Genomic DNA, 12,532 nt, shown 5'->3' with positions numbered 1-12,532 from the left:
GCCCGCCTGATGAAGGAGATGGGACTTCGGGGCGCCATCCGCGGCAAGCCGGTGAAGACCACGGTGAGCAGCCGGGGCAATGGCTGCCCCCGGGATCTGGTGAACCGGCAGTTCGCGGCGCCGAGGCGGAACGGCGATACTATGCACAGCGAGACACGGCGCAGGCGGCGTGACTCAAATCAATCCGCCTCCGACAAACCCGGCGCGGTTCGACGCGCTCCCATACCTCTATGCCGGGAAGAGACTAGAGAATTCCGGCCCGTCCGTGGAAGCCCTATTATGCACCAAGGGTTGTTCGGGCTTGGGCGAGGCTTGCTGTGGGTGTCGGTTCCCGGCAGGCAGGCTGGACCTGTCCCGCCCTTCAACCTACAGTCGGCGGCCGAAGCGAGAATCGGCAGGGGCGGCAATGAGTCAGGCATTCTTCGAGAAACCGATTCTGAACTCGCCCTATGCCTATCCGGATCGCCACTGGGAGTTGGACGCGGACGGCCAGCCGACCCAGCGCATCATCGAGATGCGGCGGCGCTCCGACCTGATCACACCTGTCCCGAAGCCGAAAAAGCGGCGTCAGGCCAAGGATCAGGGTCAGATGCTCTTCGCCGACGCCAAGGGCCTGTCGACGGACGAGCAGGAATATAATCCGACGCCGATCATCAACGAGGTCCGGACCTATGTGGATGCCTGGCGCCGCCTGCCCAATCCGGAGCAATGGCTGGTAACGCCGGAAACCGCCCGTCTGCTGCAGCATTGGCGCAACCACGAGTTCTCGGGCGTGCGGCCCTTCTTCTGCCAGATCGAGGCGGTGGAAACGGCGATCTGGCTGGCGGAAGTCGCGCCGAAACTGGGGGCGCGCTCGGCCAGGTTCAGGGCGCATCTCGAAGGCGCGAACGCGCAGGCCAACCCCGACCTGATGCGCGTCGCGCTGAAGCTGGCGACCGGTGCCGGCAAGACGACCGTGATGGCCATGCTGATCGCCTGGCAGACGGTCAATGCCGTGCGCCACCCGAACAGCAGGCAATTCTCGCGCGGGTTCCTGATCGTCGCCCCCGGCATCACGATCAAGGACCGCCTGCGCGTTCTCCTGCCGAACGACCCCGACAGCTATTACCGGAACCGTGAGATCGTCCCGCCCGATCTGCTGGCCGAGATCGACAAGGCGAAGATCGTCATCACCAATTACCACGCCTTCAAGCTGCGCGAGCGCATCGCCCTGGCCAAGGGCACGCGCGATGCCCTGAAGGGCTGGCGGAACGAGGCGTTGCAGACCCTCGAAACCGAAGGCCAGATGGTCCAGCGCGTGATGCCGGACCTGATGGGCCTGAAGAACATCGTCGTCCTGAACGACGAGGCCCATCACTGCTACCGGGAACGGGTGAAGGACGCCACCGGCGAAACCGAGGCCGACCTGAAGGGCGAGGACCGGGAGGCCGCCAAGGAAGCCAACGAGGCCGCGCGCCTGTGGATTTCCGGGCTGGAGGCGGTGAAGCGCAAGCTCGGCCTCGCCATGGTCTACGACCTCTCGGCGACGCCCTTCTTCCTGCGCGGCTCGGGCTATGCCGAGGGAACCTTGTTTCCCTGGACCATGAGCGACTTCTCGCTGATGGATGCCATCGAATGCGGCATCGTGAAACTGCCCCGCGTGCCCGTCGCGGACAATGTGCCGGGCGGGGATACGCCGATGTTCCGCGATCTCTGGGAGCATATCGGCAAGCAGATGCCGAAGAAGGGGCGAAGCGCCTCCGGCCGCAAGCTCGATCCGCTGAAACTGCCGACGGAACTCCTTTCCGCCCTCGATGCGCTCTATGGCCACTACGAGAAGACCCATCGGCTCTGGCAAGAGTCGGGCATCAAGATCCCGCCGGTCTTCATCGTCGTCTGCAACAACACGGCGACCTCGGAACTCGTCTTCGATTACATCAGCGGCTTCCAGCGCGACAATGACGACGGCACGACGACGCTCGAGAACGGCCGTCTCGCGCTGTTCCGGAATTTCGACGAGCATGGCAATCCGCTGCCCCGACCCAATACCATCCTGATCGACAGCGCCCAGCTCGAATCCGGCGAGATCAGCAAGGAATTCCGCGAAGCCCACGCGGGCGAGATCGAGCGGTTCAAGCGCGAACTGGTCGAGCGGACGGGCGATGCCCAGGCCGCCGACAGGCTGGACGATGCCGCCCTCCTGCGCGAGGTGATGAACACGGTCGGCAAGACCGGCCGCCTGGGCGAGCAGGTCCGCTGCGTCGTCTCGGTTTCCATGCTGACCGAGGGCTGGGACGCCAACACGGTCACCCATATCCTCGGCCTTCGCGCCTTCGGCACCCAATTGCTGTGCGAGCAGGTGGTGGGCCGCGGCCTGCGCCGGCAATCCTACGATCTGAATGACGAGGATCGTTTCAACGTCGAATATGCCGATATCCTGGGCATTCCTTTCGATTTCGCGGCCAAACCCGTGGTGGCGCCACCGGCCAGGCCGCGGGAGACGGTGCGCGTCCACGCCGTGCGGCCGGACCGCGATGCCCTGGCCATCATCTATCCAAGGGTCGAGGGCTATCGGATCGAGCCGCCGGAGGATCGGGTGACGGCCCTGTTCGGCCCCGATCACGTGCTGGACCTGACACCCGATCTGGTCGGCCCCTCGGTCACCAAGAACCAGGGCATCATCGGCGAAGGCGTGGACCTGACGATCGAGCATCTGCACGAGGTGCGGACCTCGACCATCCTGTTCCATCTCACGCGGCACCTGCTCTACGACAAATATCGCGATCCCGGCGAGCCGCCCAAGCTGCATCTCTTCGGCCAGATGAAGCGGATCACCCGGCAATGGCTGGAGGGTGGTTATCTGAAATGTTCCGGCGGCACCTATCCGGCCCAGCTCCTCTACAAGGAAATGGCGGACATGGCGGCGGAGCGGATCAAGGCCGCGATCACCGAAGGCCTGTCCGGCAGCCAGCCGGTGAAGGCCATTCTCGATCCCTATAATCCGACGGGTTCCAGCGCCTTCGTCAATTTCACCACCTCGAAGGCCCTGCGCTGGCAGACGCGCGCCGACCGCTGCCATGTCGATTGGGCGGTCTGCGACAGCGATTGGGAGGCGGAATTCTGCCGCGTGGTCGAGAACCATCCGCGCACGCTCGCCTATGTGAAGAACCAGGGCCTCGGCCTCGAGGTGCCTTATCTCATGGGCGCGACTGCGCGGAAATATCTGCCCGATTTCATCGTGCGGCTGGACGACGGCCAGGCCGAGCCCCTGCATCTGATCGTGGAGATCAAGGGATACAGGGGCGAGGATGCCAAGGAAAAGGCCAATACCATGCGCGGCTACTGGGTGCCGGGGGTGAACAATATCGGCAAATACGGCCGCTGGGCTTTCGCCGAATTCCGCGAGGTTTACGAGATCGAGCGGCAGTTCGGCGCATTGGTCGCCGGCATCATCGGGAAGGATGCCGCCTGATGTTCGACGCGACCAAGGAAGACCTGCGCGACCTCCTCCGCCGGGCGGACGACGGGCGCCTGCAATTGCCGGATTTCCAGCGCGACTATGTCTGGGGCGACGAGGATGTGAAAAGCCTTCTCGCCTCGATCGCCAAGGGGTTTCCGGTCGGTGCCCTGCTCACCCTGCAATCGGGCGGCGACGTCGCCTTCAAGCCCCGCCTGCTGGCCGGCGTGCCGGACCGTGGCACCCTGCCCGACGAATTGCTGCTGGACGGACAGCAACGCATCACGTCGCTCTATCAGGCGACCTATGCCCGGCGGCCGGTTCGCACGCGGACGGGCAAGGGCACCGAAGTGCTGCGCTTCTATTATCTCGACATGAAGGCGGCGGTGGCGGGCGGCGCCAATATCGAGGACGCGATCGTCGGCGTGCCCGAGGACCGGGTGACCCGCAGCCATTTCGGCCGCGACGTGGTGCTCGATCTCTCGTCGCGGGACAAGGAATATGCGGCGGATCACTTTCCGCTGAACCTCACCTTCGACAGCCGCGACTGGTTCTTCGGCTGGCGCGACCATTGGCGCGGCCAGGGCCGCGATGTCGCCGATCTCGAACGCGATTTCTATCGCGGCGTCCTCGACCACATCGAACGCTATCAGATGCCGCTGATCCGCCTCGACCGGCGCAACAGCCGCGAGGCGATCTGCCTCGTGTTCGAAAAGGTGAATGTCGGCGGCAAGAAGCTGGATGCCTTCGAACTGGTGACCGCCATCTATGCCGCCGACAGTTTCGACCTGCGCGCCGACTGGAATGGCGCCACCGACGGCAAGACACAAGGCCGCCGGCAGAGGATCATCGGCATCGAGCAACCGCGCCGGGTGCTGTCGCAGATCGCCAGCACCGATTTCCTGCAGGCCTGCACCGTGCTTCACACCCGCGATCTGCGGGCGGCCAAGGCGCGGGAAGGCCTGAAGGGCAAGGAATTGCCGCAGATCACCTGCCGGCGCGACGCGCTGCTGGCCCTGCCCCTTTCGGCCTATCGGACCTATGCCGATGCCGTCGAACAGGGCTTCGTCGCGGCCAGCGATTTCCTGATCGAACACAAGATCGTCTGGGACAAGGATGTGCCCTATCCGCCCCAGATCGTCACCCTGGCGGGGGTTTTCGCCATCGCCGGCAACCGGGCCCGCACCGCCGCGGCCAAGGCCAAGCTGGCGCGCTGGTTCTGGTCGATCGCCTGCGGCGAACTCTACGGTTCATCGACCGAAAGCCGCGTCGCGCGCGATATCGACGAATTGGTCGACTGGCTGGAGCATGACGACCGGGTGCCGGCCTCGATCGGCGAAGCCGTCTTCCAGCAGGAGCGGCTGAAATCCCTGCGGATGCGGATTTCCGCCGCCTACAAGGCGCTGCACGCCCTGATCATGCTGAACGGCTGCAAGGATTTCATCACCGAGCGGCCGGCGGAAATCGCCACCTTCTTCAGGGACAGCATCGACATCCACCACATCTTCCCCCAGGCCTGGTGCAGGAAGCGGGGCATTCCGCCCGCCGTGTTCAATTCGATCGTGAACAAGACGCCCCTGTCCCGGGACTCCAACCAGTCGGTCGGCGGCGACGCCCCTTCCGTCTACCTGCGCAAGATCGAGAAGAAGCAGGGCCTCGCCCCGGAGAAGCTGGACGCCATCCTGCGCAGCCATCTGATCGATCCGGCGTATCTGCGCGCCGACGATTTCGACGGTTTCTTCAACGCCCGCCTGCAAGCGCTGACCGCCCTCGTCGGCAAGGCCATGGACAAGCCGGTGGTGCTGGACCTGGGCGGCAACGAGCGGGAATTCGAGGCGCCCGAAGACGCGAACCGCGAAGACGAGGAGGCGGCATGAAATCCGAAATCGTCCACTCCCTGACCCGCACCTTCGAGGACCACGCGCACAAGACCGATGGCGGCGTGGAATTCTGGCTGGCCCGCGATATCCAGCGTCTGCTGGGCTATGCCAAATGGGAGAATTTTCTCAACGTCCTGTCGAAGGCGAAAACCGCCTGTGAAATTTCAGGTCATGAGGCCGAGGACCATTTTGCCGACGTCAGGAAAATGGTCGAGCTCGGCTCGGGCAGCCAGCGCGAGATCGACGATCTCATGCTCACCCGTTTCGCCTGCTACCTGATCGCGCAGAACGGCGATCCGTCCAAACAAGGCCGTGCGTCAGACCCTGATCGACCGGGGCATTCGCCCCGAAAATCTGCCGCCGGCCGAAGACGCGAAGAAAGTGGAACGGCGCCTCGCCGCCGACGAGCGGAAATCGCGGAAAAAACCCGATACGCTTCCCGATACGGTCGACGACTGATGGCACCCGGCGCAGGAATGAACTGATGGCGAAGAAACCGATTGAAGTCGATGCGCTGAGGCATGACGCGGCCAAGCGGAAGAATATCCCGACGGCCGAACTGGAAAGCGTGATGGAGGTGGCGGACCGCAGCCCCATCCGCCTCGCCTATGAACGGCGCAACCGCGATCTCGATCCGCAACTGGTCTGGCGCGGCAAGGACGAGCAGGACTGGTCGGACCTGATCGTCCAGGCGCCGCCGCTCTATATCCAGGAAAAGGTCCACCCCAAGGTCATCATCGACGACCTGAAGCGCGAGACGAAGAAACGCGCCGATGCCGCCGCCCCACCGCCCCTCGACCTTTTCGCCGATTTCAACGGCCTGCCGGATATCGAGGCCAAGACCGAATTCTACCAGCACGACCAGCATTGGTCGAACCGCATGATCAGCGGCGACAGCCTGTCGGTCATGGCCAGCCTGGCGGAACGCGAAGGGTTGCGCGGCCAGGTGCAATGCATCTATTTCGATCCGCCCTACGGCATCAGGTTCAACAGTAACTTCCAATGGTCCACCACCAGCCGCGACGTGAAGGATGGCGCGAAGGACCATGTCACCCGCGAGCCGGAACAGGTGCGCGCCTTCCGCGACACCTGGCGCGACGGCATCCATTCCTATCTCACTTACCTTCGCGACCGCCTGACCGTCGCCCGCGACCTGCTGGCCGACAGCGGCTCCATCTTCGTCCAGATCGGCGACGAGAATGTGCACCGGGTGCGGGCGCTGATGGACGAGGTGTTTGGGGAGTGGTGTTATGTTGCCTCCATCTCAGCCCAAAAAACGGGGAATTCTACAGGGGCATTAATTCAGACCAATGCAGATAATATTATTTGGTATGCAAGAGATCGCGAAAAAATTAAATTTAGATCTCTTTTCCTAAAAAGAACTTACGAATACAGTGAATGTTATTCTAATAAAATTTCGACGGACAGGGATGATTATTCGGCATACCCACTAACATCGGATGGTTTCCGCACAACCACGACAGTGAACTTCGCCGTTGATGGTAAAATATTTCACCCAGGAAACAGCAGGCACTGGGGAGTTACGGTTCCTGAGCTAGATCGTGTTAATCGGGCGGGTCGCGTTATTCGACAAGATAAGATGATTCGAATGAGGTTTTTCGCGGAGGATTACCCTGTCACCAAATTGGGACATAACTGGAACGATGTCGGCGGTGCCGTTGGAAAGGTATATGTGGTCCAGAGTACTCCAAAAATTGTAGAACGTTGTATCCTGATGACCACCGACCCCGGCGATCTCGTGCTGGACCCGACCTGCGGTTCCGGCACCACCGCCTATGTGGCGGAGCAATGGGGGCGGCGCTGGATCACCGTGGATACCAGCCGGGTGGCGATCGCCCTGGCGCGTTCGCGCCTGATGGGCGCGCGCTATCCCTGGTATGTGTTGGCCGACAGCCCGGAAGGCCAGCAGGCCGAGGCGAAACTGTCGCGCAGCCCGCCGAAATCCGCTGTGACGCGGGGCGACCTGCGCCATGGTTTCGTCTATGAACGGGTGCCGCATATCACCCTGAAATCGATCGCCAACAATGCCGAGATCGACGTGATCTGGGACAAGTTCCTGCCGGCGGTGACGGAAGCGCTTGCCCGCGTCAATGCCGCCCTGAAGGGCCACAAGACGCCCCTCAAGGTCACGACGGGCGGGCGCGAGGGCAAGACGATCGATTTCACCGCCGCCGATGGCGAGACGGTGGCCCTGCCCTCGGGCGAGGCGGCGCCGAAGAATGGCTTCCTCGACTGGGAATTGCCGAGGGAGGCGCCTGCGGGCTGGCCGGCGGCGGCCGGGGCGGCGCTGGCCGATTACTGGGCGGCGCGCATCGCCCGCCAGAAGGAGATCGACGCTTCGATCGCGGCCAAGGCGGATTTCGAATTTCTCTACGACAAGCCGGTGGCCGATGGCGGCCGGGTGCGCGTGGCCGGACCCTTCACGGTCGAAAGCCTGTCGCCCCACCGCACCATGGCGGTCGACTGGAACGACGAGCTGATCGATATCACCAGGGCCGGCGAGGGCAAGGGCGGCCCGCCCACCCGCGACGACATCCTGACCGACTTCGCCCAGATGATCCTCGAGAACCTGCGCGCCGCCGGGGTGCAGCAGGCGCATAAGGAAGACAAGATCAGTTTCACCGGCCTGACCGGCTGGCCCGGCGATTTCATCTGCGCCGAAGGCACCTTCATGGAAGGCGAGAAGGAGCGCCGCGCCGGCATTTTCATCGGCCCGGAATTCGGCACCGTCGCCCGCGCCGATCTCGTCGCCGCCGCGCGGGAGGCGGGCGATGCCGGCTTCGACGTGCTGATCGCCTGCGCCTTTTCCTATGACGCGCAATCGGCCGAATTCGAGAAACTGGGCCGGGTGCGTGTCCTCAAGGCGCGCATGAACCCCGACCTGCACATGGGCACCGACCTGAAGACCACGGGCAACGGCAATCTCTTCGTCATCTTCGGCGAGCCGGACATCAAGATCGAGGACGCGGGCGAGGGCCTGATCCGTGTCCGCGTCTTCGGCGTCGATGTCTTCAAGCCGCAGACCGGCGAAGTGGTTTCGGAAGGCACCGACGGCATCGCCCTCTGGATGCTCGACACCGATTATAACGAGGAGAGCTTCTTCGTCCGCCACGCCTATTTCCTCGGCGCCAACGATCCCTACAAGGCCCTGAAGACCACCCTCAAGGCCGAGATCGACCAGGACGCCTGGGACAGCCTCTATGCCGACACCTCCCGCCCCTTCGCCAAGCCGACCTCCGGCCGGATCGCGGTCAAGGTCATCAACCACCTCGGCGACGAGGTGATGAAAGTCTTCGCGGTGGAGTGACGGGGATGGAAGACGGGAACTGCCCCATCTGGGGGACGGCGGCGAGAGAGCAGCGTCTATTTCGAGACCGGCTTCGCTCTTGGTCTGAACATCCCGATCATCTCCACCTGCCGTGAAGACGCCATCGCCCAGGTTCATTTCGACACGCGGCAATACCACCACATCCCCTGGTCGTCGCCCGAGGACCTGCGCCGCAAACTCGCCGCGCGGATTTCCCGCCGATGCTGGAGGCGCCCGATTTCCGTGCCGGCCTACTGCGGCGGCGCCTTGGCCTGGCCGTCCTGGGCCGTCACCGTGCAAAGCATCAGGGGGGCATAGGGAAGCGCCACCTCCGTCGCGTCGCTTGCCCCCGAATAGGCGTAATTCCCCCCTTTTCCAAAGGTGTAGTCATTGCCGCCGAGTACCCAGGTCGAATTGTTTCCGAGGTCGACCTGCGCCCCATCGGGCATCGCGTGGACATGGCTGGGCATGGCGGTCTGGTTGAAGGCAATGGGCGCACCGCCGAATGTCGCGCCCTGGGTCCCCTTGTCGTCGATACCAATGAGGAAATTGCCGGATGAGCCGGCGGCGATACCGAAGTTCGCCGGACAGAGCTGCGCCGAAAAAAACACCGACATGCCCAGGGGCATGTTGCTGGAAAGGCTTAGAGTCTGGGTCTTCGCGCACATCAGAAGGGCCACGGTCGGAATGACGGGCGACGTATTGGGGCCGAGAGTCGCCGTCACCGGAACCGGCGACGCCCCGCCCTTCGCCTTGCTGGAGCCCGCCATGCCGGTGAAGCTGATGCTGTCGATGTCGATGGTCGAGGAATAGCTGTGCGAATGGGTCGGCAGGCCGATCGTCTTCGCCGAGGCACTCACCTGAATGGACGATCCGTTCACGGTCCCGATCCGGAATTGGGCGTTCGCCGGCAGGGGAAAATAGCCATTGAACGGCGTCGCCGGGGCCCAGCCATCGGGGCAAGCCGTGGTCGACGGGCTGAAGAATGCATAGGAGCCGACGGGGACGTCATCGGTTCCGCTTGGTAACGCCGCCTCGCAAACGGTGTATTGCAGGAGCGGATAATTGATGGAATCGCTCGTCGACGTCCCCTCGATCGAATGATTGCCCGAGGAGCTGATGCCCGAGGTCGAGCCCGAACCGCTGGCCGACTTGTGACTATCGATCGGAGCATTGCCGGAATAGGCATGATCGTGCTGCGGTGGCTGCTGATCCTGCAGGGCTTCGCCCACGGACACGCCACCGGACCCGGGGTCGGTGACCGCGAGCGCCAGGTAACCGACGGCGTAGCTCGCGATCTGCCAGCCGTCCGGACACTGGCTCTGGCCGGACTGCGTGAAGTAGCTGATCATGCCGGCCGGCACATTGACCTCGGGCGGGTTTTGAGCAAGGACCGGCCCCCCGCCGCCAAGAACCAGGCAGGTCGACGCGACGATGCCGGCACCATTGCCAAATCGATAGCGCATGATCGCTCCCTTCTCAGTTTGTCGAACTGGCACCATTGGTGATGGCACCGAGAATGGCGGCGCCGATGTCGCTGCCGACGTCCAGAATGCCCAGGATCACGCTGGCGACGATCACGGCCTCGGGACCAGCATGGCCGATGTAGGTCGCCACCTTGCCGACGTTGGCGACGGGTCCCAGCACCACCGCGGCCTGATTACACCGGTTGAAGTTGGGATTGCCCTTGAACTCGACCGCGGCCGCGATCCCGACAGCGAGCTGGGTCAGACCGATCGCGGTGACGATGATGGGCCCGACGCCGGGCTGAAACCGCGTGGACTCCTTTTGGGGACTGCCGAACATGAAGCAGCAATCCGAGAACAGCGGCACCAACCCCATCGCCCAGGCCGACCAGTTCAGCTTGTCGGCCGCGGTTGTTTCATGCATGGACGAGTCCAGCCAGGGACCATTCAGTACCCAGCTCGAAAAGGCGGCGATCAGATTAAGGGTGCTGTAGGTCGTGTTGCCGATCCCTAAGGGACCGGACCCGTCGGCACTTCCGGAAACAGCCTGCTGCCCGACATTCCCGACATCGCAAGCAACGTCGGTAAGGCCATAGATCCCCCCGGCAAGAATGGCGAAGGAGAGAACGGTCGCCCACAACTGCTCGTCCTGAGAGGACTGTTCGCTGGCGCTGCCGGCGCCGGCCATGGGCCGATCCCAGGGCCATACGATCTGCATCGAGGTGAAACGCTTGACGTCGTCATCGGTAAAGGGCGCGTGGCCGTAGAGAATGTCGTAAAGGATCGTCCCGGGCGCGGCGAGGATCAGGCAGCCCAGATCGAGCATGGTGAGATGATCGCCGGCGATCACCTCGTAAAGGCTCGACAGCACGGGAATATTGATGCGCCTGGTGAGAAAGGCCTGAAAGAGGGCGACAGCCTCGCCCGCGAGCGTCAACAGGACATCGATGAACGCCTGTATCAGCCCGATGATCAGGAGGACCGCATCCTCGGCGGCGACAAGGAAGGCATAGATTACGACATTGAAAAAGGAATCGACGGAATTCACCTCCTTGAAGAACGCCATGAGTGTCTTCAGCGATTCCTCGAACTCGCCGGTGGGAATGGCATTGTTGAACGCATCGATCAGCTGCTGGCCGAGATCGTCGCCCTGGAACTCCGCCATGGCCTCCGTGAGCGCATCCGGCAGGCCGGCGATCGCCTTGTTCAGCACATAGGTGTTTTGAACCCCGTTGGCCTGCCATTGCGTGTCGAGGGGCGCCGCCTCGAGCGGCGGCGAGCCGGACAATTGAGGATTATCCTGGCCGGCCGACGACGGCACGAAGCTATTGAACGTGTTGTCCGGGCCGAAGATCGACTCGATCGAATGGAAATAGGACTCGATCGATCCCTGAAGCGTGGCGAACTGCCCGTTGATCCAGGTCTGCAGCGCACCGCTCGGCCCCAGACCCGTCCTGATATTCGCGAGGTTCTGCTCGAACAGATAGGACAGCACGCGCTTGGAACGCACGATGTTCTTCCAGTTGAACAGCAGCTTCAGCCATTCGATGACCTTCTTGATGAAGTCGATCACCTCGTCGAAGAACTTGGCCATGGCCTGGAAGATCATCTCCAGGCCATCCCGGATGTCATCGATCGTCGTCAGGATGAAACTCTTCACCTCGCCCGCGACCTTCATGACGAATTTGGCGACTTTCGAGGCGGCGTTCTCGACCTGGACATAGATTTCCTCGATATCGTTCCAGACGTGCTTGAAGAAATTCGCGACATCCCCGAACACGCTGGTGATGCCCTCGGGCGCGCCACCGAACAGCGCGGCCCTCTCCGCCTCGCCGAGCGGTCTGCAGCGGAATCCGGCCTTGCCGCCGCTATAGTCGAGCTTGAACGCGACCGGTCCGGACCCGACCGCCGGCGCGGGATCGGTCGCGATATTGACCGCGACGCCGCTCATCTGCTGAACGGCGTCGGCGAAACTGTCGGCATCATCCTTCGGCGTGTCATGGGGCAGAAAGCCATCGTCGATGAAGCGCTGACCCGTGATCTTGAAGTTCGGGTCCTGGCCCGCCAGCCGCTTGTGCATGTCCAGATCGGCACGGAATGGCCCAAGGGTCGCCGATCCGAAAATCGTCCCCGAAATGGTCAACACGGGCGACGCCAGGGCGCTGGCCAGCGCCGTCACCGTGAGCTGGCCCAGCCAGTTGGTCTGCACGGTCGCGGGTTTCGATGGTGTCACATGATAGGCGATCGAGTTGATCACCAGAACCTGTGGCGTATCGACGTAAACGCTCAGGACCTGTGGCCTGCTGCCGGTTTCACGGACACCGAGTTTAGGTGTCATGATGGAACTGGAGGCATCGAATGGTACGCAGACGTTTCAGTCGAGAGTTCAAGCTGGAGGCCGTGAGGCTGGTCCGGGAGCGAG

Annotated in this window: 6 protein-coding genes and 1 pseudogene; 5 read left to right on the top strand and 2 right to left on the bottom strand. The window is 63.1% G+C overall.

Going from position 1 to position 12,532, the window contains the following annotated elements:
• The 5 genes and pseudogenes from WAZ62_RS21945 to WAZ62_RS21925 all read left to right on the top strand — a co-directional run.
• Positions 1-132, top strand: a pseudogene (locus WAZ62_RS21945) (IS3 family transposase); the annotation flags it as partial.
• A gap of 274 nt (positions 133-406) precedes the next feature.
• A complete protein-coding gene (locus WAZ62_RS21940) occupies positions 407-3,451 on the top strand; it encodes a BPTD_3080 family restriction endonuclease (RefSeq protein WP_422645649.1) in 3,045 nt (1,014 codons plus the stop codon).
• Positions 3,451-5,313: a GmrSD restriction endonuclease domain-containing protein gene (locus tag WAZ62_RS21935; RefSeq protein WP_422645648.1), complete on the top strand. Its 1,863-nt coding sequence runs from the start codon at positions 3,451-3,453 to the stop codon at positions 5,311-5,313. The genes WAZ62_RS21940 and WAZ62_RS21935 overlap by 1 nt, the downstream gene beginning before the upstream one ends.
• Positions 5,310-5,801, top strand: coding sequence for a BRO family protein (locus WAZ62_RS21930; RefSeq protein WP_422645647.1), 492 nt, complete (start codon positions 5,310-5,312; stop codon positions 5,799-5,801). The genes WAZ62_RS21935 and WAZ62_RS21930 overlap by 4 nt, the downstream gene beginning before the upstream one ends.
• Positions 5,801-8,644, top strand: a complete 2,844-nt coding sequence (locus WAZ62_RS21925; protein ID WP_422645646.1) for a site-specific DNA-methyltransferase — start codon at positions 5,801-5,803, stop codon at positions 8,642-8,644. Before WAZ62_RS21930 ends, WAZ62_RS21925 begins: the two co-directional genes overlap by 1 nt.
• A gap of 251 nt (positions 8,645-8,895) precedes the next feature.
• Here the strand turns inward: WAZ62_RS21925 and WAZ62_RS21920 are convergent, their stop codons facing one another.
• The gene (locus WAZ62_RS21920; protein WP_422645645.1) at positions 8,896-10,146 is read right to left on the bottom strand and encodes a hypothetical protein; all 1,251 of its coding nucleotides are present in this window, start codon (positions 10,144-10,146) and stop codon (positions 8,896-8,898) included.
• Positions 10,124-12,448 carry a hypothetical protein gene (locus tag WAZ62_RS21915; RefSeq protein WP_422645644.1) on the bottom strand — a complete coding sequence of 775 codons (2,325 nt, stop codon included), beginning with the start codon at positions 12,446-12,448 and terminating at the stop codon, positions 10,124-10,126. Before WAZ62_RS21915 ends, WAZ62_RS21920 begins: the two co-directional genes overlap by 23 nt.
• Positions 12,449-12,532: the final 84 nt, after the last annotated feature.

The organism is Zavarzinia sp., from assembly GCF_049306435.1.
Lineage (GTDB): Bacteria > Pseudomonadota > Alphaproteobacteria > Zavarziniales > Zavarziniaceae > Zavarzinia.
Note: the sequence above shows the minus strand (reverse complement) of the source record. Positions and strands in the feature narration are given on the sequence as shown.

What these genes read in the sequence shown, in the direction of transcription:
- WAZ62_RS21915 (WP_422645644.1), bottom strand. Translation starts at nt 12,448, where the DNA reads ATGACACCTAAACTCGGTGTCCGTGAAACCGGCAGCAGGCCACAGGTC.
- WAZ62_RS21920 (WP_422645645.1), bottom strand. Translation starts at nt 10,146, where the DNA reads ATGGTGCCAGTTCGACAAACTGAGAAGGGAGCGATCATGCGCTATCGA.
- WAZ62_RS21935 (WP_422645648.1), top strand. Translation starts at nt 3,451, where the DNA reads ATGTTCGACGCGACCAAGGAAGACCTGCGCGACCTCCTCCGCCGGGCG.
- WAZ62_RS21925 (WP_422645646.1), top strand. Translation starts at nt 5,801, where the DNA reads ATGGCGAAGAAACCGATTGAAGTCGATGCGCTGAGGCATGACGCGGCC.
- WAZ62_RS21940 (WP_422645649.1), top strand. Translation starts at nt 407, where the DNA reads ATGAGTCAGGCATTCTTCGAGAAACCGATTCTGAACTCGCCCTATGCC.
- WAZ62_RS21930 (WP_422645647.1), top strand. Translation starts at nt 5,310, where the DNA reads ATGAAATCCGAAATCGTCCACTCCCTGACCCGCACCTTCGAGGACCAC.